The sequence below is a fragment of the Ruegeria sp. R13_0 genome (genome assembly GCF_017743995.1).
Taxonomy (GTDB): domain Bacteria; phylum Pseudomonadota; class Alphaproteobacteria; order Rhodobacterales; family Rhodobacteraceae; genus Ruegeria.
On record NZ_JAGHRB010000016.1, the window covers coordinates 1 to 24,266 of the forward strand.

Here is a 24,266-nt window from a genome sequence, read left to right on the forward strand (position 1 = left end):
GGTCTCCCTCGCCAAGGCGCTGTTCCGCGATGGCCAACGTGACAAACACGCCGCCACAACGCAGGCTGCGGAATAAACACACCTAATCCCAAACAATCCAAGCGCCGCCCAAAAAGGGCGGCGCTTTCGCGTGTCGCATCCTGCAAGCACATATCGCTATCAGAGAGGTTGGCGCGCCGCGAATCCGTCATTTTGGTTCCAAGATGGAGGATTGCCCTTTGAATATTCGAACCCAATCACGTTCCGGAGGCCGCGCTGCGCGGCGTGCACAACGCACAGCCCCGAACTTTGAAATGCTCCCCGGCCTGACCCGCGCCATCCCCGAATGCGAGGTGATGGACGGCAGCCAGGTCGAGATGATCGACAATGCCGCCATGGACATTCTGGAAAATGTCGGCGTTCAGTTCCGCGACCCGATCGCGTTGGAAGACTGGAAGGAAGCCGGTGCCAAGGTCGACGGAGAGCTGGTCTATCTTGACCGCAACATGGTGCGCGAGCTGATCTCGACCATTCCGGCACAGTTCACCTATCACGCGCGTAACCCCGCCAACAACGTCAAGCTAGGCGGCAAGCATTCGGTCTTTGTGCCGATGACCGGCGCGCCTTTCCTGCGCGATCTAGACGATGTGCGCCGCAACCCGCTGCTGGAAGATCTGGCGATGTTCCACAAGCTCAGCCATATGATGCCCGCGCTGCACAGTTCGGCCCACCATATCGTCGAGCCTTATGATCACCCGATCAGCCAGCGCCACCTGCGCATTACCTACTCGTCGATGAAATACTCGGACAAGATGTTCATGGGCATGACCACCTCGCCCAAGAATGCCGAGGACGTGATGGATATGTGCGCGATCCTGTTTGGGGATGAGTTTATCGATACCTACCCCGTGACCACTGGCAACTGCAACGGCAACAGCCCTCTGGTCTGGGATGAGACGATGCTGGGCGCGATGCGTGCGTTCTGCCGCCGCAATCAGCCGGTCCTCTGCTCACCCTTCGTTCTGGGGGGTGCAAACACGCCTGCCTCTGTGCCTGCCACCGTGGCGCAATTGACGGCCGAGGCGCTTTCAGCGCTGGCCTATACGCAGGTGGTCCGCAAAGGAGCGCCCGCGATCTGGGGTCACTACCTGTCGACCGTATCGATGAAGTCCGGCGCGCCGATGGCGGGTACGCCCGAGATCAGCCTGATGAACTTCATGATCGGTCAGATGGCGCGATTCTATGATGTTCCCTGGCGCACTTCAAACACGTTGGGTGGTGCCAAGACGTTTGACGCTCAAGCCGGGTACGAATCTGCCACGACGCTCAGCGCGGTTCTGCATGCCGGGGCGAATTACATCTGGCACTCGGCGGGCTGGAACGAGGCCGGTATGCATTGCTCGGTCGCCAAGTTCATCGTGGATTCGGAACAATGCGCCATGGCCTATCGCATGGCGGAAGGTCCCAAATGGGGCGACTTCGATCAGGCACTGGCCGCCGTTCCGGATGTCGGCCCGGGCGGTCACTATCTGGGCCATCCACACACGCAGGACAATTTCCAGACAGCGTTCTTCATGCCCGAGCTCTTCGACAACAACTCGATCGAGCAGTGGCAGGCCGAAGGCAGCGTCGAGATCACGGAACGCGCCCTCAAACACGCCAAGAAACTGCTGGCCGAGTATCAGGAACCAAAACTGGACGAGGCCAAGAACGAAGAGCTTCTGGACTATATCGCGCGACGGGAACGGGAAATTCCGGCAGCAGATGAGTTGAACCAGACCTACTGATACCAACTCCCCTACTGGCCCGCCCACCATTCAGGGCGGGCCTTTTTTTTGCAAATTCGCTAGTGCTGCAACAGGCGAGAGAACGTGCATGTCTCAGGCCGCTAAGTGGCAGCAGGCTCAGTTGAGCCCGCCAAGCCTAGATCGCTTTGCGTTTGATTTGAATCGAAATACGCTGCCTCTCCCTGCGGTCGAACGCGCATTTCGATAGCTTTGCTTCAGGTAAAACGCAAAACGCTTTATTCATCCCGCGCGCTCCATTCTTTCCAACGCAACACGGCATTCGCCCCGATTTCCCGAAACGGCTGGGGCGGCAGGCGCTTGGGCGTGTCTTCGGCTTCAAAAAAACCTGTGATGTCGGAGCTGTGGCCACTGGCCCTCTCGGCTGCGGCGATCCCGGTCAGGGTCCCGCGTGCAGTGCCCAGCCCATTCTGAACGCAACCGGAATAAACACCCGGCTCGATCTCTCGGGCGACGGAGACGCTATTGAGGCTGAGGCATAGGTGACCGGCCCACTGATGCTCCATCCTCAGCCCTGCCAGTTGCGGGAACCGCTGATCGAACTTGCGCTGCATCACTTTGGCGGCGCGTGCCAGATCGCTCGAGGTTGCTGCCATGCCTGGCCGCAACGCCGCACAGGTCCGGGTGACAATGCGATTACCGCCCTGGCCGGTGTCGATCCTGCGCATGGTCGTTCCCATCGGGTCCGAGGGCGTCACGCCCCAGCGCGGCTGCCCGCCCAAACAGGCCAGCGTATTGGCGTCCAACTCGGGCGTCATGGAGGCAAAGAGGAACAGCTGCATCAACCGGTCACGCTCGATCCCGAAGCTTTCCAGATGGCCGTTGACCGTCAGGATGATCTTGCCGGTGCTTACGGTGCTTTTCCCAGTCCGCACCACCCAATCGCTACCGCTTTTTTCAAATCCCAGTACGGGCGAGTTTTCGAAAATGGCGACCCCGTCCCCGGCCAACCCAGCAGCCAACCCACGAACATAGCCCGCCGGTTGCAGCATGACCGTTCCGGGCGTGAACAGGCCTGATTGATAGTGCCGTGATCCGGTGAGCTCGCGCATCTGCGCGGGGTCCAGCATCTCGCTGGTTTCACCCAAGGTTTCCAGATGCCGCGCATAGCTGACATTGTGCGCATGGCCCGTGTCACCAAACGCTCCGTTGACCTTGCCCACTTCGTCGAAAAAGTTGCGGTCGATCTGGTACTGCTCAACCGCGGACCGCGCGAATGCGATGGCCTGCCGATTGAGGCCGATCATGGTCTTGTCATCGCCCGCACCGGCATAGTCGTCCGATGCCAGATCGTGCGGCAGATCGATCATGAAGCCCGAGTTTCGCCCCGCAGCCCCCTCGGCCACGCGACCGGCCTCAAGCACGATAACACGCGCCTTAGGGTCCAATTGGGTCAGACGCCGCGCCGCCGACAAACCGGCAAAGCCGGCGCCGACGACCACGACATCAGCCGTCAGGTCCTTGTCCAACTCCACCGCGGGCGGCTGGGCACCGAGGATGGCGCTCCAAGCCGCTGGGCCGCGATGGGTTGGCAGTTTGCGTGCTGAGTATGCGCTCAATCGACAGCCTCATCCGCATCATCGGCCAGATCAATCCAGATGGTTTTCAACTGGGTGTACTGATCATGCGCATGGACCGAGTTGTCCCGCCCGCCGAAGCCGGACTGCTTATAGCCGCCAAAGGGCGTGGTGATATCCCCTTCGCCAAAGCTGTTCACCGTGACGGTGCCAGCCCGGATCGCCCGAGCACCCCGGATCGCGCGTTTCGCGTTGGCCGTGAAGATCGAGGCGCAAAGGCCATACTCTGTATCATTGGCGATTTTGATGGCCTCATCGAAGCCCGAGACCTCAATCACCGACAGGACGGGGCCAAAGATCTCCTCGCGCGCCAGAGTGGCGTCATTGCCCGAGACTTCGACGACGGTGGCCTCGACAAACCCTTTTTCTGCCTTGCCGCCAATCACTACGTTCTCGGCCTGATCCAGATAGCCGCACACTTTGTTAAAGTGCCCTTCGCTAACCAGCGCGCCCATACGGGTTTCCGGGTCCAGCGGGTCGCCAATGTTCCACTGTTTGGCGTGATGGGCGATGCGCTCCAGCAACTCGGCCTTGACATCCTTGTGCACGATCAGCCGTGACGAGGCCGAGCAGTTTTCGCCCATGTTCCAGAACGCACCATTGACGATATGTGCGGCCACGCGATCCAGGTTTTCGGCGTCGTCCATAACGATGGCGGGGTTCTTGCCGCCCATCTCCAGCACCACCTCTTTGGCGTTGCTTTCAGCGGAGTAGGTCAGGAACCGCTTGCCGGTCACGGTCGAACCGGTGAACGAGACCATGTCGACATCCATATGCCGCCCGATCGGCTCACCCACTGCCGCACCGCCGCCGGGGACGATGTTCAGAACGCCGCGTGGAAGGCCCGCCTCCATTGCCAGTTCGGCCAGACGCAGCGCAGTCAGCGTTGTCTCAGCTGCGGGCTTCACAACGACCGAGCAACCCGCCGCCAGAGCCGGTCCGATTTTCCAGGCCAGCATGAGCAGCGGGAAGTTCCACGGCAGCACCAGACCCACCACGCCAATCGGCTCACGCACGACCATGGCGATATGGTCATCGCTGGCGGGTGAGACCTGATCGTAAATCTTGTCGATCGCTTCCGCGTGCCATTTCAGACAGTGGATCGTTTCAGGCACGTCCACGGTTTCACAGTCATAGATGGTCTTGCCGCTGTCGATGCTCTCCATCACCGCAAGCTCACGGGCGTTGCGGGTCATCAGTTTGCAGAGCCGGATCAAAACGTCCTTGCGCTCCGATGGGTGCAGTTTCGACCACCGCCCATCGTCAAAGGCTTCGCGCGCTTTCTCGACCGCGAAATCAACGTCCGCAGCACCGCAAGCGGCGATATCGGCCAGCTTTTCACCGGTCGCGGGGTTCACCGTCTCGAATGTCTCGCCCGAGATCGCCGGGCGGTACGCGCCGTCAATGAATGCTCCGGTCGGCAGAGTCAGGTCTGCGGCGATGGATTTGTATTCGTCCTGTGTCAGCAATTCCATGCCTTAGCCCCCAATCTTCTTTTCAGCTACGATATCAGCGATTGTTTTCTTCAACACGCGGGTCACCTGTTCCAGCGCTCGCTTGTCATCCTTGTTCAGCCCTTTCAGCGGAGCCCGCATCGCGCCCGCCTCAATGCCGTTCATCGTGACACCATGTTTGATGGTCTGGATGAACTTGCCGCCCTGTTCCAGCACTCGCATCAGAGGCATCATCGCGCTCATGATCCGGCGGCCTTTGGCGAAGTCTCCTTCGATCACACAGGCGTTGTAGAGCGCAACATGCTCTTCCGGCAAAAAGTTCGACCCGCCGCACACCCAGAAAGGTGCGCCCCAGGCAAAGAACTCCAGCGCCTGATCGTCCATGCCACATCCAAGCTGGATATGTGGGTAGTCGCGCGCTAGCAGATGCACTCGGTTGATATCGCCCGAGCTTTCCTTGATGCCGCAGAAATTCCGGCTCCGGCCCACGCGGTCGAGGAATTCCTCGCCCATCATCGTTCCGGTGCGGTGCGGGTAGTTGTACAGCATCACCGGCAGGTCAGCGGCCTTGTCGATGGCCAGCGCGTTCAGCGCGTTTTCCCGGTCGGTGGGCACCGAATAGGGCGGGCTTGCCAGCAGGATCGAGTCTGCTCCGATCTCACGCGCGCCAGAGGCCAGCGCAATCGAGTCCGGTGTCAGCATCGCTCCGGTCCCGACGACCATAGGCAGACGACCTTTCAACTGCGCGTGCGTGAACCTGGCCAGCTCCAGCCGCTCTTCCACGGTCTGGGCATAGTTTTCGCCGGTCGAGCCGCCCGAGATCAGCCCGTGAACGCCGCTGGCGATCAGGTATTCGATCACGTCGGACAAAGCGTCCCAATTCACGCTGCCATCCTCGTGATAGGGCGTGACCACAGGGGTGTAGATCCCCTCAAATTTGAAAATCGGGTTCATTCCGTCCTCATGCAGGTTTCGAAAGAGGCGGGATGCCCATCGGGACATCCAGCGCATCAGGCATCACGAACAGCTCAATCTGATCGCGAGACAGGTTCCAATGGTCCTCGGCCAGCTGCGCAGCAGCCGCCTCATCGCCCGCCTCGATGGCGGCGATGATGGCGTCGTGCTGACGGCTGGCTTCAGTCAGGTTTTCGGTCAGACCCGTGTTGCGCGGTCTGTAAAAGGTCATCCCGATCCGCGCATGGTCGATCAAAAGACGATTGAACGACGGCAACAGATATACATTGCCGGACATCTGCCCCGTGACATCGTGAAACCGGTTATTGGCCAGCGCACGATCCTCGGCAGACCCCGATTGCAAAGCCGAACAAAAGAACCTTTGGGCATCTTTCAAGGCCTCAATCTGATCTGGCAGAGCGTTGCGCGCGGCCAGCCTCAGGATGGCGCCATACACCATCGGGGCCGCCAGAAAGAAATCGCGCAGCGTGGTATGCGACATCTCGGAGACGCGCGTGCTGCGGTTGGCGCGCTGGTCCAGATATCCCTCGCCAGCCAATTGCCGGAACACTTCGCGCAGCGGGGTGCGCGACAGGCCGAAAGCTTCGGACAGATGCGCCTCATCCAGATCCGCGCCGGGTTGTAGCCGCAAGGTCAGAATCGAGACCTTGAGGTGTTCTGCAAGCTCAGATTTGCGCGAGCGCGCCTCGTCCTTCATCCGCCTATCCCTTTGTCGCAGCCGCTTGGCGAATCGAGATCGCCCGGCCAAGGGTGTTGTATGCGATTAAAATACAACTTGTATACAATTAATTTTCGTGCAGGTTGCGGCCCGCGCGACTATTGTCGACTCCACTCAGCAGCCCCGGAACCACAAAGGCGACCATGCCCGATCCCAGCCACATCACTTTCATTCTGATCGAGGAGTTCTCGCACCTCGCGTTTTCCTGCGCGGTCGAGCCTTTGCGGATCGCCAACCTGGTCAGCGGGCAGGATCTCTACAGCTGGTCTTTTGTGTCTGAGCATGGCGAACACGCTGTCTGCTCCAACGGATCGGTGACTCTGGTGCATGGCGGCTTCGATAGTCTCCCCAAATCTGATCAGATCTTCGTGCTGTCCGGCATCCACATGCGGAACCACGCCTCCAAACCTCTGCTGGCTTTGCTGCGGCGCGAACGGGCACGAGGGACGGCGATCGGAGCACTCTGTTCGGGCGCCTGGCTTTTGGCCGAGGCCGGTTTTCTGAACGAAATGCAGGCCGCTATTCATTGGGAATACCATGACGCCTTTACCGAGGCTTTTCCCGACGTGAACCTGGTGCGCAGCGTGTTTGTGGCCGACGAAAAGCACATCACCGCCTCGGGCGGCACGGCGACCGCCGACCTGATGCTGCACCTGATCGAACGAGACCACGGGGTCGCGCTGGCCATGGATGTGGCCGATCAGATGGTCTACAACGCCGTGCGCAACGCAACGGCCAAACAACGCGTTTCCCTGCAATCACGAAACGGAATGCGCAACATCCATCTGGCCAAAGCGATTGAGGTCATGCGAAACAACATCGAAACGCCCGTCTCGCCATCTGCGATTGCAGATGAGCTTGGTATTTCGACACGGCAGCTCGAACGGCTATTCGGGAAATACCTGAACACCTCGCCCAAAAAGTACTTTATGGAGATGCGGCTGGAGCGCGCGCAAAAGCTGCTATTGCAGACCGAGGCCTCGGTGACCGAGGTGGCCATGGCCTGTGGATTTGAGAATCCGGGCCATTTCTCACGGGTATTTCGCCTGAGTTTTGGCGTCACACCCCACGCCCAGCGCAACAAGATCGACTGAAATCAAGCAAGCCCACCACTGGGGGAGAGCGTCCTGATCTGCCCGAAACCGGGCGCAAACACGCTCATCCCCCGATCCTTTCGAGAACCCCCTCATTAAAATCAGACTAGTCAACACCTCGGTCGGATAGTGTTGTCGTACCGCTGAATATTGGCACAACTATTGCCAGATCATGTCACATTGAGGTTTCTTTCCGCCATAAATATTAATTTTTCGGAATTTGATCATAATTCAGTTCAAAAGAGAGTCTTTTGATCACACATAATGACCGGCACACTTGCTCGTGCCACAGACGATTCCCATCCGACATACGAGCTTGCTCGCGTCGCCGTGCCGGCTCACCCCGCCGAAAACGTTGTTATAACCACTGAGAGGATGTCAGTCCGCGCTTTGCAGGGCCGAGACATCAAGAACCGGCGATTGCGAGGTCACGTGGATGCGCCGCGTAACACCCTGCGACGACGCGGTGATATCCAACGCCGAAACGTGATCAAAACGCTCAAAATATGCGAACTCAATCCTGTCCAGAGCCGCCATGTCCGAACACTGAATAAGGTACTCGGCCAGAAATTCTGGCGCGCCCTCGGTGTCTGCTTCCGACCCAAGCCCTTCGCCCGTCAAGGACACATTGGCCGACGCCGTGGCGCACCCAGCCTGTTCAGGGACAACGAAAAGGGTCAACGGCTTTGACAAGGACGAAATGGCATCCGCGACGGCGGAGCGATCCGTGTCATCTGCTGCGCGATGGTCGAACCCCAGAATATCCTCGCTGGGGACTGCCAAAGACACGCTGAATTGAGTTTCTAAAAACGCAATATCCAGCATCCCCGCAGCCGCACCCTGCGCGGGCACCTGATCACCTGCCCACACCTGGGCGGCCATTGCACACAAACCGATCGAGGCACTCAACCCCTTCATGAACTCATACCACTCGCAATAGAATCACACTGAACATTCTAACTTTAAACGAATATGGCGCAATCGCGACGGCTTGTTTCTGACCCGCCAGATATGGGGAGGTCGCTCCCCTGCGGCAATTCTGACTAGATAACTCAGGTTGACATTGCCGACTATTTCACTCAGTTATACGCGTGCAAGTGCGGCCCCTCTTGGACGCACCTGAACGAGATTTCTGACAAGAAAGACCTGAACCCAATGACGAAATTCTTTGCTGCCGCCAGCACTCTGACTCTATGCGTGGCCACCGCCGCATTGGCCGGTGACGCACCTGCAAAAGCGGACGTGCTGACAACTTACGCCAATATTGCAGAAGCCAAATATGATGACAGCCTGATCGCGGCGAAAGCGCTGCAAAGCGCCGTCAACGCGCTGATCGCCGACCCGTCGGATGCAACGCTGAACGCTGCCCGCGCGGCCTGGATCGCCTCCCGCGTCCCCTATCAGCAGACCGAGGTTTACCGCTTTGGCAACGCCATCGTCGATGACTGGGAAGGCAAAGTGAACGCCTGGCCGCTGGACGAAGGCCTGATCGACTATGTCGACGCCTCTTACGGCGGCGCCACGGACGAGAACGAATTCGCCGTTCTCAATGTCATCGCAAACCCGAATTTCGAGCTTTCGGGAACCGCGATTAACGCGAACGAGATCACCCCTGAACTACTGGCAGACACCCTGCACGAAGCCGACGGGATCGAGGCCAACGTCGCCACCGGCTACCATGCCATCGAATTCCTGCTGTGGGGTCAGGACCTGAACGGCCACGGCGCAGGCGCAGGCAACCGCCCGGCCACCGACTATGCCAAAGGCGACGACTGCACCAACGGCAACTGCGACCGTCGCGCGCAATACCTGAGCGCCGCAACCGACCTTCTGGTCAGCGATCTGGAGTGGATGACCGCACAGTGGGCCGAAGGTGGTGATGCACGCGCTGCCCTGACCGAGAATGAATCCGCCGGTATCAGCGCCATTCTGACCGGCATGGGCTCACTGTCTTACGGCGAGCAGGCCGGTGAGCGTATGCGCCTGGGCCTCATGCTGAACGACCCCGAGGAAGAGCATGATTGCTTTGCCGACAACACTCACAACAGCCACTACTACGATGGCCTTGGCATCCAAAACGTCTACCTGGGCAGCTACACCCGCATCGACGGCACCCCGATCTCGGGCGCGTCGCTTTCGGATCTGGTGATGGCCGCTGACCCGGCGCTTGACACTGAAATGAAGGCAAAGCTGTCGACCACGATGCAAGCTCTGGGCCGGATCAAATCGACCGCCGAGGCCGGTTTCGCCTATGACCAGATGCTGGAGCGCGGAAATGCCGGAGGCGAAGCGCTGATCATGGGTGGGGTCAACGGTTTGGTCGACCAGACCAAAACCATCGAGCGTATCGTATCGACTCTCGACCTCGATGGTATCGAGTTCGAAGGATCGGACAGCTTGGACAACCCTGACGCGGTTTTCCACTAGACGCATAAAGGGGCCGGAGGCGTCGGCAAAACGACGCCTCCGGCAACCTTGCCACCGCAAGGTGACTGGACTTGAAGGAATTACCTTACTAAAAAAGTAAGAAACTAAACGAGCCTCGATTCGCCATGATCGTCTGCCACTGCACAAACATCTCCGACCACGACATCCGGGCCGCTATCGACTGGATGCGGACCTCTGACCCGCAAGCAATCATAACCCCGGGCAAGATCTACCACGCGCTCGGGAAATCTGCCGACTGTGGCGGGTGCATGCCGCTTTTCCTAGACACGATGCGAACCGACGATAATCTGGAAGTCCCCATGCAGCTGCGTGCGTTACGCACCGGCCTATCACAGGAGAAGGCAGATGAAGGGCGATCCCAAGGTCATAGAGTATCTCAACAAATCCCTGCGGCATGAACTGACAGCCGTCAGCCAGTATTGGCTGCACTACCGGCTTCAGGAGGACTGGGGCCTGGTCCATATGGCCAAGAAAAGCCGCGAAGAAAGTATCGAAGAGATGGGTCATGCGGACAAGCTGATCGAACGGATCATCTTTCTCGAAGGCCACCCGAACCTGCAAAAGCTCGACCCTCTGCGGATCGGGCAGAACCCCAAGGAAACGCTGGAATGCGATCTGGCCGCCGAACACGACGCCCGTGCCCTTTATGTCGAAGCGCGGGAATATTGCCGCGAGGCGGGCGACTACGTCTCTATGTCGCTCTTCGAGGAATTGATCAGTGATGAAGAAGGTCATATCGACTTCCTCGAAACGCAGCTCGATCTGTATGAAAGGATTGGCGACGCCAATTATGCGCAACTCAACGCCGCGAAAATGGACGCCGAAGAATAGTATTCTCGCCCTCTTGGTGGTCGCAACTGCGGCCACCCCTTCCCTGTCAGCCGAACTGCAGGACCTTCACCTCAACATCACCCCGCGCACCGACGACGAACGCGCGCGCATTGCCGGTGTCACCGCACTCCCGCAGGATTTCAGCGCGCCGCAAAGGTTCGAAGAGTTGCCAGCAGGGGCCGCAACCGTGCGTGTGCGCAACAACGCAGATGCGTTCTCGCAACCGTCCAAGAACCTGAGCTTTGAACAAGAGCTGGACTTCAAGGTCGGCAACGGATTATTCAAGAAAATCTGGGTTTCGTCGCCCTCTTCGACTCTCGCGTCTGATGGCCTTGGGCCGCTTTATAACGCGCGCTCGTGCCAACGTTGCCATATCAAGGATGGGCGCGGGCATACGCCGAACGGGCCGGACGACAACGTCGTCTCGATGTTCCTGCGCGTATCCATTCCCGGAGGCCCTCAGGACGCACCGGAGGGGATCGAAGACTACCTCTCCACCTTGCCCGAGCCCAACTACGGCGGCCAGATGCAGGACTTCGCTCTGGCCGGGCATCCAGCGGAATACCGGTTGGATATAGTCTACGAAGAGATCCCGGTTGCACTGTCCGAGGGCGAGAGCGCCTCGCTCCGCCGTCCCACCTACACGGCTGCCGATCTGGGATACGGCCCGTTGCACCCAGATGCCATGCTCAGCCCGCGCGTTGCGCCGCAGATGATTGGCCTCGGTCTGCTTGAGGCGATCCCGGTCGAGGACCTTCTGGCCAAAGCCGACCCGGACGATACGGATGGCGATGGTATCTCGGGCCGAGCTAACATTGTCTGGTCGACCGAGTTTGACGCCCCGATGATGGGCCGCTTTGGCCACAAAGCCGGCATGCCCACGGTCATGGAGCAATCGGCGGCGGCTTTTGCAGGTGATATCGGCATCTCGACCCCGCTGTTTCCGGCCCCTTACGGAGATTGCACCGATGCGCAGGACAATTGCTTAAAAGCCCCGCATGGCGACGGCGATGTGCGCGTCTTCGAGGTTGATCAGGTCGGCATGGACCTCGTGGCCTTCTACAGCCGCAATCTGGGCGTCCCGGGTCGCCGGGATGAGGATGACCCGCAAGTTCTGCGCGGGAAAGAGGTGTTCCACACAACGGGCTGCGCCGCCTGCCATACCCCGGCCCATGTCACCCATCGCCTGGAAGACCGGCCCGAGCACAGTTTTCAGCTGATCTGGCCCTATACCGACCTGCTGTTGCATGACATGGGTGAAGGTCTGGCTGACAACCGCCCCGAAGCCCGCGCCACAGGCCGTGAATGGCGCACGCCGCCCCTCTGGGGGATTGGCCTGACCCAGCGTGTGTCCGGCCATACCGAATTCCTGCATGACGGGCGCGCCCGCAACTTGCTCGAGGCTGTGCTGTGGCACGGGGGTGAGGCGCAACCCGCCCGCGACACTGTCGTGACCATGCCCAAAGCCGACCGCGACGCCCTTATCCGTTTCCTCGAAAGTCTTTGACCCATGCGCCTGTTTGCTTTTGCCATTGCCTTAACTGCCCCTCTGGCGGCGTCGGCCCAAGATCGTGCAGCGATCCTGACGGATGTTCCTTCCGCACATATTCTGCCGCGCTTTGCTGAATTGGCAGACGCGACCGAGGCTTTGTCCGACGCGTCCCAATCCGATTGCGCCCCTCAATCAGAGGCTCTGCGCACGGCCTATGGCACCGCCTTTGACGCGTGGATATCGGCCAGCCATCTACGCTTTGGCCCCACCGAGGCCGACGACCGCGCCTTTGCCATGGCCTTTTGGCCGGATACGAAAGGGTTCACGCCCAAGGCCCTGTCGCAACATATCGCAGCCGAAGACCCTGCGGTGAACGACACCGCCGCCTATGCCGAGACCTCGGTCGCGGGGCGTGGGTTCTTTGCGCTTGAGCAGATGCTCTACGATCCCAAATTCGCCGATCAGGGCAGTGCCGAATATCGGTGCGCTCTGATCCGGGCCATCACGGCCGATATCGACGCCAATGCCGATGCGATGGCGGAAGAATGGCAAAGCTACGCGGTGAAGCTGAAACAGCCGGGGGGCGACAGCCCGTACCGCACGCAGGATGAGGCGATGCAGGAGCTGTTCAAAGCGCTCTCGACCGGGCTGCAATTCACCGCCGAGACCCGATTGGGCCGCCCTCTTGGCACATTCGACCGCCCCCGCCCCAACAGGGCCGAAGCCCGCCGCTCGGAACGCGCCTTGCGTCATGTCGAGCTGTCCTTGATTGCCCTGCAGGACCTAGCAGCGCGGCTGTCCGCCGACCATCCCGAGATCGCGCAGGATCTGGACGTGGCCTTCAACCGAGCAATCAAAAGCGCCCGGTCCATCGACGACCCCGCCTTCGCTGGCGTGGCCGATCCCGCAGGCCGGTTCCGTGTCGAAGCGCTGCAACAGGCCGTGAATGACATCCGCACCATTGCCACGACCGAGCTTGGCCCGACCCTCGGCATCAGCGCCGGGTTCAATTCTCTGGACGGGGACTGAATGACCAACCGCCGCGATTTCCTGACCGGTCTTGCGGCTGCAAGCCTTGCGCCCGCTACGGGGTGGGCCTCGGTCGGGGCGCCCGCCTTTCTGGCCGCCGGGCTGTTTCCGGATGGCGCGTTCCGTCTGGCCGGTTTGGATGAGGGCGGAGACATTCTGTTCTCACTGCCCCTGCCCGCAAGGGGCCACGCCGCCGCCGCCCATCCCCGCAAGGCGCAGGCTGTGGCCTTTGCCCGCCGTCCCGGCACGTTTGCGCTGGTCATCGACTGCGCCACCGGGCGGGAGCTTGCACGGCTACAGGCCCCCGAGGGGCGGCATTTCTACGGTCACGGTACGTTCACAGCGGATGGCACCCGGTTCTTTGCCACCGAAAACGACTATGAGGCTGGCGAAGGCCGCGTCAGCCTTTGGGACGCCACCAGCTTTGAACGTCTGGGAGAGGTGTCGTCGGGCGGTGTTGGCCCGCATGACATGCGCCTGATGCCGGACGGCCAAAGCCTTGCGATCGCCAATGGCGGGATCGAGACCCACCCCGAGACCGGACGGACCAAGCTGAACCTGCCCGTCATGCAGCCGAACCTGACCTATCTGGACCTGTCCGGGAACCTGCTTGAACGGGTCGAGTTGCCGGGCGACTTGCACAAGAACTCCATCCGCCATCTCAGCGTGCGTAGCGACGGGCTGGTGGGGTTCGCGATGCAGTGGCAGGGCAACCAGACCAAGCATCCGCCCCTGCTGGGCCTGCACCATCGAGGCGCGCCTCCGCAGCTTCTGTCAGCACCAGAAGACCTCCAAAACACCTTGCAAGGCTACGCGGGCAGCATCGCCTTCTCGTCCAACGGATCCGAGGTCGCCATAACTTGCCCACGAGGAAATGCGCTGCATCTGTTCGATGTGGCAGGTGGCAGCTTCACGAGAGCATTCGAACTGGAGGATGTCTGCGGTCTGGGCGCCGGTCCAGACGGACTGGTCTTCACCACCGGCACAGGCACGTTTGGCGCTGTAGACGGGCTCCGCGCGCGAGTTCTGGCCCGCCCCGATTGCCAATGGGACAACCACTTGATCCCGATCCGCTCGCACGCGTAGCGTTCGGCAATCGCTGTCACATAGTTTACACTTGGACGAATCAAAATGCTGCCGTATTGGCGGGCGCGAAACCGGCACCTCTGAGTTAAGGACTGACTTGATTGAAACACACGCCCGACGCACCGCATACCATCTACGGGGTTGAGAAATGGGGCAAAGGCCTCATCGAGGTGACGGAGCAGGGCGAGATCGGTCTGCGCAACCCGATGTCTCCGGACACAGCGGCGATCAGCCTGCCCGGTATCCTCAACGATCTGGATGACCGTGGGATCAAGGCGCCGATGCTGCTGCGCGTCAGTTCCTATCTGGAACATGAGATCGCGCATCTTAACGAGAGCTTTGCCGACGCCATCGCGCGGGTGGGCTACAAAGGCCCCTATCGCGGCGTGTTTCCGATCAAGGTGAACCAGCAAGCGCAGGTGGTCGACCGCATCGTCGAGTTCGGTAAGAAATACAATTATGGCCTCGAGGCCGGATCAAAGCCCGAATTGGTCGTGGCTCTGGCCCACCGGCTGGCCCCTGAGGCGCTGATCGTCTGCAACGGTGTCAAGGATGCCGAGTTCATCCAGCTGGCGATCCTGTCCCGCAAGATCGGGTTCAACACCGTCATCGTGCTGGAAAGCCCAAAAGAGGCGGATACGGTGATCGAGGTCTACAGGGAACTCGGCATCGAACCTCTGATCGGCGTGCGGGTGAAACTGACCAACCAGATCAGCGGCAAGTGGGAAGAAAGCTCGGGCGACCGCTCGGCCTTTGGCATGAACACCGACCAGTTGGTCGCCACTGTGGACAAACTGCGCGAGGCGGGTTTGTTGCATTGCCTGAAGCTGCAGCACTCGCATCTGGGCAGCCAGGTGCAGGACGTGAACGACGTCCGCCGCGCCGTAGGTGAGGCCTGTCGCTACTACACCGAGTTGACCCGCGAAGGCGTACCGCTGACCCATCTGGACCTCGGCGGCGGCATGGGCGTGGACTATACGGGCGAGAAGAAGGCGGCGGAGAACTCGATCAACTACACGGTCGAGGAATATTGCAGCAACGTGGTCGAAACCGTGGCCTACGCGATGGACGAGGCCGAGATTGCGCACCCAACATTGGTCACCGAAAGCGGCCGCGCCGTAGTGGCGACTTCATCCATGTTGGTGTTCAACGTGCTAGAAACCACGCTCTACGATGCGCCCACCGCACCGGATGTGGAGCCTGACGACAACCATCTGGTCTCGGACCTTGCCGCCGTACACGGCTACCTGAGCAAAGACCGCCTGCAGGAATGCTGGAACGATGCCACCTTCTACCGCAACGAGCTGCGCGCCCTGTTCCGCCGTGGATACGTGGATCTGCGCCAGATGGCCCGGGCTGAGCGTATCTACCTGTCGCTGATGGCCCGCCTCAAGGCGCTGGCCGCCAGTGATGATCTGGAAACGGATGTAGACGACCAGCTTGAGAAAGTGGCCGATATCTACCACTGCAACTTCTCGCTATTCCAATCCCTGCCCGATGTCTGGGCCATTGACCAGTTACACCCAATCGTGCCGCTGCAAGGTCTGAATGAAACGCCCGACCGCCGCGCCGTGCTGTCTGACATAACCTGCGACAGCGACGGCAAGATCGACCAGTTCATTCTGGCCGACGGGGTCTCCCCCAGCCTGCCGGTGCATTCGCTCCCGGATGAGGGCGAATACTTCATGGGCGTCTTCTTCGTCGGCGCCTATCAGGAAACACTCGGCGACTTGCACAACCTGTTCGGAGACACAAATGTCGTCACCATCGACCTGCGGGCAGATGGCGGCTTCGACCTGCTGCACGAACAAGAGGGCGACACGATCAGTCAGGTCCTGTCTTACGTTGAATTCGACCCCCAAGACTGCGTCGCTGCCTTCCGCAAAATGGTGGACGAGGCGATCTCGACCGGTACTCTGCAAGCCAAAGACCGTAAAACCCTGATGAGCGCCTATCGCGACTCCATAAACGGCTACACATATTACGAATAAGAAGGAGACAGACCATGGGCAAAACACTGGTTGTCGGCGCGGGCGGCGTATCCCACGCAGCCGTGCATAAGATGGCGATGAACTCGGATATCTTCACCGAGATCACTCTGGCCAGCCGCACGAAATCGAAATGCGATGCAATTGCCGCGGCTGTTAAAGATCGCGTCGGTGTGGACATCAAGACCGCCGAACTGGACGCCTATAAGGTCGAAGACACGGTCAAACTGATCAAGGAAACCGGGGCCGAGATTCTGGTGAACCTCGCCCTGCCCTATCAGGATCTGGTGCTGATGGACGCCTGCCTTGAGGCCGGTATCCACTATCTCGACACTGCGAATTATGAACCAGAGGACGAAGCCAAGTTCGAATACCACTGGCAGTGGGCCTATCAGGAGCGGTTCAAAGAGGCCGGTCTGACCGCCATACTCGGCTCGGGCTTCGATCCGGGTGTGACCAGCGTGTTTGCCAAATGGCTCAAGAAACACAAGCTGGACACGATCCGCCAGATCGATGTGCTGGACGCCAATGGCGGCAGCAACGATCAGGAATTCGCCACCAACTTCAACCCGGAAATTAACCTGCGCGAAGTGCTGGCCGAAGTCCGCCATTGGGAAGGTGGCGAGTGGAAACACTCCCCCGCCATGACCCACAAGGTCGAATTCGACTTCCCCGCCATCGGCCCCAAAAACATGTACCTGATGTATCACGAGGAACTGGAGAGCCTCAGCACCCACTTCCCCGAGATCGAGCGCGCCCGCTTCTGGATGACCTTCGGCGACGCCTACATCACCCACGCCAAAGTGCTGGAAAACGTCGGCATGACCCGCATCGACCCGGTGATGCACGACGGCAAAGAAATCATCCCGATCCAGTTCCTGAAAACCCTGCTGCCCGACCCAGGCGATCTGGGCGCGGAAACCAAGGGCAAAGCCTGCATCGGCGACATCGCCACGGGTCAGGCCAAGGACGGCTCGGGCGAGAAGACCTACTACATCTACAACATCTGCGACCACGAAGAGTGCTTTGCCGAGGTCGGCTCCCAGGCCGTCAGCTACACCACCGGCGTCCCGGCAATGATCGGCGCGGCACAGGTGCTGAAAGGCAACTGGACCGAGCCCGGCGTGTGGAACATGGAGCAACTAGACCCAGATGACTTCATGGACATGCTCAACACCCACGGCCTGCCGTGGCAGGTCCACGAACTCGACGGCCCGGTCACCTTCTGATCCTCGCGGGCGGTCCCCACGGCCGCCCTGCTTCATCTGTCCAAAAATATCCCGGGGTTCGGGGGGCTGGCCCCCCGGCCGCGCCACAAACGGAGACGCCGGACATGTCCGACATGATGACCACACAGGCCGGCGACGCCGGTGCCTTTCGCGATTTCGACCTCAGCCGCGTCCCCACCCCCTGTTTCGTGGTCGACGAGAAAGCCGTCGAGCGGAACCTGCGCATCCTCTCCGATATCGGCACACAGTCGGGCGCACATGTCCTTTCAGCGCTCAAGGCGTTTTCGATGTTCTCGCTGGCCCCGCTGGTGCGCCAACACCTCGGCGGCACCTGCGCCTCTGGCATCTACGAAGCCCGTCTGGGCCGCGAGGAATATGGCGGCGAGGTCGCAACCTTTTGCGCCGGGTACAAGGATGCGGATATCGACGAGATCCTGTCGCTGTCCGACCACATCATCTTCAACTCGCCCGCTCAAAAAGACCGATTCCTCGCCAAGGCCCAAGCGGCCAATGTGCAGATCGGCCTGCGGATCAACCCGGAACATTCCGAAGGCGAGATTCCCAAATACGACCCCTGCGCGCCCTGTTCACGCCTCGGGACACCCGTCAGCCAACTCACCTCCGAGACCCTGATCGGCGCAGACGGCCTGCACATGCACACGCTCTGCGAACAGGGTTTCGATCCCCTTCAACGCACTTGGGAAGCGGTCGAACCCAAGCTTAAACCTTTCCTCGGTCAGCTCAAATGGCTGAACTTCGGCGGCGGCCACCATATCACGCGCGATGACTATGACCGTGACGGGCTGGTGGAATTCATCAAATCCATCCGCACGAAATATGATGTCGACGTCTACCTCGAACCCGGCGAGGCCGTCGCGTTGGACGCGGGTATTCTGGTCGGAGAAATCCTCGACCTGCCCACCAATGGCATGACTCTCGCCATCACCGATATCTCGGCCACCTGCCACATGCCCGACGTGATCGAGGCCCCCTATCGCCCCGCCCTGATGGACGAGGCCAAGGCGGGCCACACTTACCGTCTGGGCGGGCCGTCTTGCCTCGCAGGCGATGTGATCGGCGACTACACGTGGGACAAACCGCTAGAGGTCGGGCAACGCTTTGCCTTCCTCGACCAAGCGCATTACTCGATGGTCAAGACCAACACGTTCAACGGTGTTCCCCTGCCGACCATCGCCCTGTGGAACAGCGAAACGGACGAGCTGAAGATCATCAAACAGTTCGGCTATGACGACTTTAAGGACCGCCTCTCATGAGCATTTTCCTCGACAGTGAACTGACCGAAGCTGAGCGCTCGGAAGGCGCGCGCTTTCGCGTGATTCCGGTTCCGCTGGAACGCACGGTTTCGTATGGCTCCGGCACCGCCAAGGGCCCCGAGGCGATCATCGAAGCCAGCAATGAGCTGGAGCGCATCACCGGCCATGCAGAACCCTGCGTCGAGGGTATCTTTACCGAAACCCCACTGGATTGCGGCGGTCCCTTGCCCGAGGTGATGGAACGCCTCGCCCAACGGACCGAAGCCGCCATTCGCGCGGGCAAGGTGCCGGTCACGCTAGGCGGAGAACATTCCCTCAGCTACGGCGCAGTGACGGGTGTGGCGCGGGCGTTGAACCAGCCCGTCGGGATCGTGCAAATCGACGCCCATGCCGATTTGCGCAACGCGTATCAGGGCGAGAAGCACTCCCACGCCTCGGTCATGCACTTGCTGGCCGAAGAGGGTATTCGTCTGGCCCAGTTCGGCGTGCGTGCATTCTCGACCGAGGAAGCCAAAAGCCGTCTGAAAAACCATGTCTTCCACGTCGACGCCGAGGAACTGGTCACTGGCAACATCCACGCTGTCGATCTGCCCGAGGACTTCCCGGAGCTGGTTTATGTCAGCTTTGACGTGGATGGTCTCGACCCGTCCCAAATGCCCGCCACTGGAACGCCTGTACCGGGCGGTTTGGGATACTATCAGGCGCTGAGGCTTGTCGAACACGCCCTTAAAGGCCGCAAGTGTGTCGGCTTCGACGTTGTCGAGCTGGCCCCCGACGGCAATGCCGCCTGGGACTTCACTGCAGCTCAGATCGTCTATCGTCTGATGGCGGCCTGCTAACCCTCCGAGGTTTCGTTCAGCTCCATGTGCCCTTCGCCCTTGTTCAACACGCGGCGCAACATGGGCTCGAAAAACTCCAGCGGTTTGGTCGGGTAGTTTGGGTCAAACGCCTTCTGATCGTATTCATGGCAGAAATAGCGACAGTCCTCCCAATAGGGGCTGTCGCGATACTTGTCGCGCGCGTTGCGGTCTCCGCCAAGATGATGGTTGTAGTAATAGCCCTGAAACACGCAGTGATGCTTGAGAATCCAATGGGTTTTCTCGCTGACATAGGGCTTCATCATCGCCGCTGACAGCTCACCATGGTTGTAGGGCGACAGGATATCGCCCGTGTCATGGATCAGCGCGGCGACCACAAGCTCCTCATCCGCGCCATCCTCATAGGCCCGCGTCGCGGCCTGCAGAGAGTGTTGGTAGCGGTTCACCGGATACGGCGTCCATTCCTCGTCCAACGAACGAATCGCGTCCAGAATTCGGTCTGGCAGGGCGGCATTGTAGGCCTCTTCATAGTCCATAACGGCGTCCCAGTCGGCCTTTGTGGCCTCTTCAAAACTGGTCCAGGTCGGCTTGTGGCTTTTGTCCAGCATGGCATGTCCTTTGTCCTGATCGGGAACAGGATATCTCGACTTGCCTGCTGAAAAAAATAAATTGATTTTATCATAGCGATCAAAAAATACTGCCACCATGCAGATCAAAGCTTTTGAAACTTTTCTATGCGTTGCAGAGACGGGAGGGTTTCACGCAGCAGCGCGCAAGCTGAATGTGACCCAAACGGCTGTCAGCGCGCGCATACGGCAGATCGAGGACGCCACCGGAAAGCCCCTTTTCACTCGCGGTGCCGGAGGCACGGCACTCACAGACTTCGGCCGCCAATTTCGCCCTTACGCCGAGCAGATGCTCTCACTTTGGTCCTATGCGTCGACTGATTTGCCCACACAAAACCAGAATCGTCCGGCACTGAGGCTGGGGGCGCAGCTCAGCGTTTGGGATCCCTTGCTGGTCGATCTCGCCATACGTTTCGAACAGCATCTTGGCCAATTGCTGCTGACGCTGAACTACGATCATGATCTGGATATGGTGGACGCGGTCGCAACACATGTGCTGGACGCCGCTCTGACCCATGAAAAGCCCTCAGACAGGCGGGTGATGTTTGAAACCCTGCCACCAGAGCGATTGGTTCTGGTCGAAACCGCTGAGGCAATGGTCGGCAACTCGGTGTTCGTCAATCTCGAACTTGGCGCCGCCTATCAGGACCATGTGCGGACTACGGCCCGCAAGGCAGAGGGGCAGACGGTCTTTCTGGGCAATTGCATGATGGCCCTGCGCTATGTCCTCAAACGAGGGGGGCGCGGGTTTTTTCCCGCCTATTTGGCCGCCGAGCATATTCGCTCTGGCGCGCTGGTGCGAGTTGCTCAGAGCCCGGACCTGATGTTGCCGCTATATCTCGTAACCCGCCCGGACAGCGCTGCGTTCGAGGATATTCTAGACTGCTTGCAGGTTCTGCGAGACCCTGCCTAGACAGCGACCTCGGCCCTGGAACGGCGCCAGATTGGGCGTCCCGCAACCGCCAGGAACAGGCACGAGATTAGGATACCAATGACCGCCGGTGCATAGAGAACGATCCAAAGACCCGGCTCATCTATCACGACCGGAGAAACAAACCCCCGAACGCCTTCCAGCAGAACCAGAATGGTAAACGCCCCCAGAATCTGGGGCCACAACCCGAACCTCGAGAAGCTTCCCAGCATCAGGGTGGCATATCCGACCAGCCCAACCGCCACGCAAATCGCGATCCACGAGAAACGCTGGTGCAACTCATCCGTCAGTTCACCCGGGCTGAACCCTTCGGCGCTGGCGATCGCCTCGCGGTCCCGGATCAATTCCATCGTGGGGATCGCTTCAAGGCTACGGGTATTCATGCCGCCGGTACTGGTCAGCGCCGAAATATCGTAAGAGGCGTCCTGAAAAAGGGTCGATGACAGAGTGCGCCCGTCCTTGTCCAGCCGCAGCGCGACCCCATCCAGCATGACAAGGTTGATGCCCGCCGCATTGTTCACCAGATACGCCGTTGAGCTTGAATAGCTGACAGAATTCGCCGGGTCTCGCCGGTCTGAGACAAAGACCTCATGCAGGGTCCCGTCCAGATCAATCCGACCGATATAGACCGTGACACCGTCGGCGGGGTGCAGAAACTCACCTTCGTTCAGCAATTGGGCGGTCACGTCGCCTGCGACCTCAGCCTGCCGGATCTCGAGCTGTTCGACAGATGCGGGGCGCAGGAAAACGCTGATCGCCGCCATCATCACCCCTGTGACAAGACCGAACAGGACCACAGCCCGCGCCAGACGCCACGGGCTGGAGCCGGTCGCCAGCATGACCGTCATCTCACTTTCCCGGCTGAGGCGGTTCGTGGCGTAAACGGCAGCAGCAAACACAGCCATCGGCATCACCGTCCGGATCAGGGTCGGCAGCGTCAGAGCGGTGAATTCGAGGAAAACAATCGCCGACTGGCCACCACTGATGACCCGGTCAAACAGGCTAACAGACCGCGTGATCCAGAAAACACCGACCAAAACCAGAGTAAAAAAGCCGAACAGCACCAGCAACTGCCGCAGGAAGTAACCATCGAAACGCGACATGTACCCTCATTCCCGGTGTCTGCGATTTGCGGAGACTTTAGGCTATCCCGCAGGCAGAGGAAAGACGGTCACCGCCCTGCTTTGTGATCGGGTGGGGTTTCAGATGACCAGAAGATCGACCTGATGTTTGATCTGTGCGAACGCGTCACGCGACACGGGATGAAAGCCCCCAGCGTGACGATATACGCCCCGATAGTTGTCAAATAGCAGGTCACACAGCTCTTGCTGGGTGCTGTGCTGTCCGTCAGGGGTAAATTCCAAAAAAATCGGCGGGCGGAAATCGGTGATCAACTGCTTCATCCCCTTCAGGGCAGATAGCTCATGGCCCTCAACATCCATCCAAACCAGCCCAATTTGATCAGCCTGAAGGGCGCCCGACTGCACCAGATCGTCAATCCGGATGATCTCGACTGAAAAACTCTCTCGGGTTTTGCCGCTTGTGCGTTTGGCCCCCAGACGTGAGCCACCTCGGTTGAACAGATCTCGGGTAAATTCCGCCGTTCCACTCGTGTCAGAAGCCGCGACGCCCAAAATCTCCACTTTGTCTGTCAGCCCGTTCAACGCAAGATTGTGACGCAGCAGGTTCATATTGTCCGGGTCTGGCTCGATCGCCACGACGGCGTCACACTGAAGATCGAGGAAGAAATACACGGTTTGGGTGCCGATATTGGCCCCAACCTCCAGAACGGACATGCCGGGCTTATAGGCATTGTTCTGTTCAAGAAACGTCCGCAGATCCGTGACCGAACCACGGGCAAATTCACCGTTCTGGAAAAGTGAACGTCCGATTGCATCCGTTGGAAAGAAGGCAAAGGCATGATCGCCCAAGTCCCGAAACAACAAAGTATCCTGATCAAGCAGCTCATTCATGACGGCGCGCCGGGTTTTACCGTTGCCCAGAACACGTGAGGCAATCTTTTCGGCAATCAGGCTTCGCAATCCCATTCAACACCTTTGAATACAAATCAAATATTGTCTTCAGTGCATATCTCCACGTTCTCCGCTCAGCAACACAGAGATCGATTTGATACGAAACATGGTGCATTTGCACCCTATCGGGTTAGGCAGCTTCACAGCACGCTTACATTCGGCACGCGTCAGAGCCTTCATCGTGTGTTTGCGGCTGTTTCATTTCCAACAATGTCGTTTGAAACAGGCTCCGGAACTCGGCTTCTTTCACGGTGGGTTCGCTTGTTTCTTCATCCGCGGCGCGAAGCTCTTCGGGCCGAGGCCGCGTCTGCCGTGCTGCTTGCCAACGGTGGTCGCGAAAGATCGACCAAAAACTCTGTATCAAATTCCTTCCCTCCCAATGAACTGTGCAAACCTTGTCACTGCGGGGCCGATCCGAACCTCAGTGGTTGGCCGAGGCTCAAGGATCACAGTCCGTGAGTGGCACCCCGCAGCGACGAGGTGCATTTAGGGATTTCATTTTGAGACGTAAGGGGGAAGAAAACCCCGGTTTTCGTCACTTTTGTGCATGCAAAACAAAAAAGCGAGCCGAAGCTTACGTTTACGTCAACTACGGCGAGGCAGAAGAAATTTCGGGACGCTACGTCAAATCCTGACCCATAGCACAGTATGGCCGTCGCTTTAAAGGCCCCAGAGGAACATCGAATGGAACTTCGTTCGGCAAGTCTGGGGTTCGACACGGCCGCGAAAGCGAATATTCAAGTTTTGGGAAGTTTTGAATGGCAGGGGCAGCAGGGTTCGAACCCGCGACCTACGGTTTTGGAGACCGTCGCTCTACCAACTGAGCTATACCCCTAGGCTGAGCCTCAGATATGCCAGCCGCGCGGCGGACTCAAGAGG

21 protein-coding genes and 1 tRNA gene are annotated in these 24,266 nt (G+C 59.5%); 13 read left to right on the forward strand and 9 right to left on the reverse strand.

The window, feature by feature from the left end:
* The first annotated feature begins 203 nt into the window (after window positions 1-203).
* Window positions 204-1,766 (forward strand): trimethylamine methyltransferase family protein, encoded by a 1,563-nt coding sequence (locus tag J7394_RS18575; protein WP_209255208.1) that lies wholly within the window; start codon window positions 204-206, stop codon window positions 1,764-1,766.
* Window positions 1,767-2,002: 236 nt separating this feature from the next.
* Here the strand turns inward: J7394_RS18575 and J7394_RS18580 are convergent, their stop codons facing one another.
* From J7394_RS18580 to J7394_RS18595, 4 genes are read right to left on the reverse strand one after another with little or no spacing between them, the layout of a single operon-like run.
* Entirely contained in the window at window positions 2,003-3,343 is a 1,341-nt protein-coding gene (locus J7394_RS18580) for an FAD-binding oxidoreductase (RefSeq protein WP_209255209.1), read from the reverse strand.
* A complete protein-coding gene (locus tag J7394_RS18585) occupies window positions 3,340-4,836 on the reverse strand; it encodes an aldehyde dehydrogenase (protein ID WP_209255210.1) in 1,497 nt (498 codons plus the stop codon). Before J7394_RS18585 ends, J7394_RS18580 begins: the two co-directional genes overlap by 4 nt.
* 3 nt (window positions 4,837-4,839) lie before the next feature.
* Window positions 4,840-5,769, reverse strand: coding sequence for a dihydrodipicolinate synthase family protein (locus J7394_RS18590; RefSeq protein ID WP_209255211.1), 930 nt, complete (start codon window positions 5,767-5,769; stop codon window positions 4,840-4,842).
* 7 nt (window positions 5,770-5,776) lie between these two features.
* Window positions 5,777-6,487, reverse strand: coding sequence for a GntR family transcriptional regulator (locus J7394_RS18595; protein WP_209255212.1), 711 nt, complete (start codon window positions 6,485-6,487; stop codon window positions 5,777-5,779).
* Window positions 6,488-6,651: 164 nt separating this feature from the next.
* On the opposite strand from J7394_RS18595, the gene J7394_RS18600 reads away from it, so the two are divergent.
* Entirely contained in the window at window positions 6,652-7,602 is a 951-nt protein-coding gene (locus tag J7394_RS18600) for a GlxA family transcriptional regulator (protein ID WP_209255213.1), read from the forward strand.
* A 378-nt stretch (window positions 7,603-7,980) separates the two neighbouring features.
* On the opposite strand, the gene J7394_RS18605 is transcribed toward J7394_RS18600, so the two are convergent.
* Window positions 7,981-8,484, reverse strand: coding sequence for a DUF2796 domain-containing protein (locus J7394_RS18605; protein WP_209255214.1), 504 nt, complete (start codon window positions 8,482-8,484; stop codon window positions 7,981-7,983).
* A 273-nt stretch (window positions 8,485-8,757) separates the two neighbouring features.
* Here J7394_RS18605 and J7394_RS18610 point away from each other — a divergent pair, with 273 nt between their 5' ends.
* The 10 genes from J7394_RS18610 (at window position 8,758) to speB (ending at window position 19,818) form a co-directional block, all read left to right on the forward strand.
* Window positions 8,758-10,029, forward strand: a complete 1,272-nt coding sequence (locus J7394_RS18610; protein ID WP_209255216.1) for an imelysin family protein — start codon at window positions 8,758-8,760, stop codon at window positions 10,027-10,029.
* A gap of 125 nt (window positions 10,030-10,154) precedes the next feature.
* Window positions 10,155-10,448: a bacterioferritin-associated ferredoxin gene (locus J7394_RS18615; protein WP_170468500.1), complete on the forward strand. Its 294-nt coding sequence runs from the start codon at window positions 10,155-10,157 to the stop codon at window positions 10,446-10,448.
* On the forward strand, window positions 10,396-10,881 hold the full coding sequence (gene bfr, locus J7394_RS18620) for a bacterioferritin (RefSeq protein ID WP_170468502.1): 486 nt from the start codon (window positions 10,396-10,398) through the stop codon (window positions 10,879-10,881). The genes J7394_RS18615 and bfr overlap by 53 nt, the downstream gene beginning before the upstream one ends.
* Window positions 10,841-12,388 (forward strand): di-heme oxidoredictase family protein, encoded by a 1,548-nt coding sequence (locus J7394_RS18625; protein ID WP_209255218.1) that lies wholly within the window; start codon window positions 10,841-10,843, stop codon window positions 12,386-12,388. Before bfr ends, J7394_RS18625 begins: the two co-directional genes overlap by 41 nt.
* A gap of 3 nt (window positions 12,389-12,391) precedes the next feature.
* Window positions 12,392-13,402 (forward strand): imelysin family protein, encoded by a 1,011-nt coding sequence (locus tag J7394_RS18630; protein WP_209255220.1) that lies wholly within the window; start codon window positions 12,392-12,394, stop codon window positions 13,400-13,402.
* Window positions 13,403-14,488: a DUF1513 domain-containing protein gene (locus J7394_RS18635; RefSeq protein WP_209255222.1), complete on the forward strand. Its 1,086-nt coding sequence runs from the start codon at window positions 13,403-13,405 to the stop codon at window positions 14,486-14,488. It begins immediately after the preceding gene.
* 101 nt (window positions 14,489-14,589) lie between these two features.
* Complete coding sequence (gene speA / locus J7394_RS18640) at window positions 14,590-16,479, forward strand: biosynthetic arginine decarboxylase (protein WP_209255231.1); 1,890 nt, start codon at window positions 14,590-14,592, stop codon at window positions 16,477-16,479.
* Between the two features lie 14 nt (window positions 16,480-16,493).
* Window positions 16,494-17,705 (forward strand): saccharopine dehydrogenase family protein, encoded by a 1,212-nt coding sequence (locus J7394_RS18645; RefSeq protein ID WP_209255233.1) that lies wholly within the window; start codon window positions 16,494-16,496, stop codon window positions 17,703-17,705.
* Window positions 17,706-17,809: 104 nt separating this feature from the next.
* Window positions 17,810-18,979 carry a carboxynorspermidine decarboxylase gene (gene nspC, locus J7394_RS18650; RefSeq protein ID WP_209255243.1) on the forward strand — a complete coding sequence of 390 codons (1,170 nt, stop codon included), beginning with the start codon at window positions 17,810-17,812 and terminating at the stop codon, window positions 18,977-18,979.
* Entirely contained in the window at window positions 18,976-19,818 is an 843-nt protein-coding gene (gene speB / locus J7394_RS18655) for an agmatinase (protein WP_209255252.1), read from the forward strand. The genes nspC and speB overlap by 4 nt, the downstream gene beginning before the upstream one ends.
* Here the strand turns inward: speB and J7394_RS18660 are convergent.
* Window positions 19,815-20,405: an HD domain-containing protein gene (locus J7394_RS18660; protein WP_209255260.1), complete on the reverse strand. Its 591-nt coding sequence runs from the start codon at window positions 20,403-20,405 to the stop codon at window positions 19,815-19,817. The two genes, speB and J7394_RS18660, sit on opposite strands and share 4 nt — an antisense overlap.
* Before the next feature lie 97 nt (window positions 20,406-20,502).
* On the opposite strand from J7394_RS18660, the gene J7394_RS18665 reads away from it, so the two are divergent.
* On the forward strand, window positions 20,503-21,336 hold the full coding sequence (locus J7394_RS18665) for a LysR family transcriptional regulator (RefSeq protein ID WP_209255262.1): 834 nt from the start codon (window positions 20,503-20,505) through the stop codon (window positions 21,334-21,336).
* Here the strand turns inward: J7394_RS18665 and lptF are convergent.
* The 3 genes from lptF to J7394_RS18680 form a co-directional block, all read right to left on the reverse strand.
* Entirely contained in the window at window positions 21,333-22,457 is a 1,125-nt protein-coding gene (gene lptF, locus J7394_RS18670; protein WP_209255264.1) for an LPS export ABC transporter permease LptF, read from the reverse strand. The genes J7394_RS18665 and lptF overlap by 4 nt on opposite strands.
* 99 nt (window positions 22,458-22,556) lie before the next feature.
* Window positions 22,557-23,402 carry an FkbM family methyltransferase gene (locus tag J7394_RS18675; RefSeq protein ID WP_209255266.1) on the reverse strand — a complete coding sequence of 282 codons (846 nt, stop codon included), beginning with the start codon at window positions 23,400-23,402 and terminating at the stop codon, window positions 22,557-22,559.
* Window positions 23,403-24,146: 744 nt separating this feature from the next.
* A tRNA-Trp gene (locus J7394_RS18680) sits at window positions 24,147-24,222 on the reverse strand.
* Window positions 24,223-24,266 lie beyond the last annotated feature (44 nt).

Excerpts from the sequence above, each read along its gene's own strand:
- J7394_RS18615 (WP_170468500.1), top strand. The coding sequence starts at position 10,155 with ATGATCGTCTGCCACTGCACAAACATCTCCGACCACGACATCCGGGCC.
- J7394_RS18645 (WP_209255233.1), top strand. The coding sequence starts at position 16,494 with ATGGGCAAAACACTGGTTGTCGGCGCGGGCGGCGTATCCCACGCAGCC.
- J7394_RS18585 (WP_209255210.1), bottom strand. The coding sequence starts at position 4,836 with ATGGAATTGCTGACACAGGACGAATACAAATCCATCGCCGCAGACCTG.
- J7394_RS18600 (WP_209255213.1), top strand. The coding sequence starts at position 6,652 with ATGCCCGATCCCAGCCACATCACTTTCATTCTGATCGAGGAGTTCTCG.
- lptF (WP_209255264.1), bottom strand. The coding sequence starts at position 22,457 with ATGTCGCGTTTCGATGGTTACTTCCTGCGGCAGTTGCTGGTGCTGTTC.
- J7394_RS18575 (WP_209255208.1), top strand. The coding sequence starts at position 204 with ATGGAGGATTGCCCTTTGAATATTCGAACCCAATCACGTTCCGGAGGC.
- bfr (WP_170468502.1), top strand. The coding sequence starts at position 10,396 with ATGAAGGGCGATCCCAAGGTCATAGAGTATCTCAACAAATCCCTGCGG.
- J7394_RS18605 (WP_209255214.1), bottom strand. The coding sequence starts at position 8,484 with ATGGCCGCCCAGGTGTGGGCAGGTGATCAGGTGCCCGCGCAGGGTGCG.
- J7394_RS18630 (WP_209255220.1), top strand. The coding sequence starts at position 12,392 with ATGCGCCTGTTTGCTTTTGCCATTGCCTTAACTGCCCCTCTGGCGGCG.
- J7394_RS18625 (WP_209255218.1), top strand. The coding sequence starts at position 10,841 with ATGCGCAACTCAACGCCGCGAAAATGGACGCCGAAGAATAGTATTCTC.
- J7394_RS18675 (WP_209255266.1), bottom strand. The coding sequence starts at position 23,402 with ATGGGATTGCGAAGCCTGATTGCCGAAAAGATTGCCTCACGTGTTCTG.
- speB (WP_209255252.1), top strand. The coding sequence starts at position 18,976 with ATGAGCATTTTCCTCGACAGTGAACTGACCGAAGCTGAGCGCTCGGAA.
- nspC (WP_209255243.1), top strand. The coding sequence starts at position 17,810 with ATGTCCGACATGATGACCACACAGGCCGGCGACGCCGGTGCCTTTCGC.
- J7394_RS18665 (WP_209255262.1), top strand. The coding sequence starts at position 20,503 with ATGCAGATCAAAGCTTTTGAAACTTTTCTATGCGTTGCAGAGACGGGA.
- J7394_RS18595 (WP_209255212.1), bottom strand. The coding sequence starts at position 6,487 with ATGAAGGACGAGGCGCGCTCGCGCAAATCTGAGCTTGCAGAACACCTC.
- J7394_RS18590 (WP_209255211.1), bottom strand. The coding sequence starts at position 5,769 with ATGAACCCGATTTTCAAATTTGAGGGGATCTACACCCCTGTGGTCACG.
- J7394_RS18610 (WP_209255216.1), top strand. The coding sequence starts at position 8,758 with ATGACGAAATTCTTTGCTGCCGCCAGCACTCTGACTCTATGCGTGGCC.
- J7394_RS18635 (WP_209255222.1), top strand. The coding sequence starts at position 13,403 with ATGACCAACCGCCGCGATTTCCTGACCGGTCTTGCGGCTGCAAGCCTT.
- J7394_RS18660 (WP_209255260.1), bottom strand. The coding sequence starts at position 20,405 with ATGCTGGACAAAAGCCACAAGCCGACCTGGACCAGTTTTGAAGAGGCC.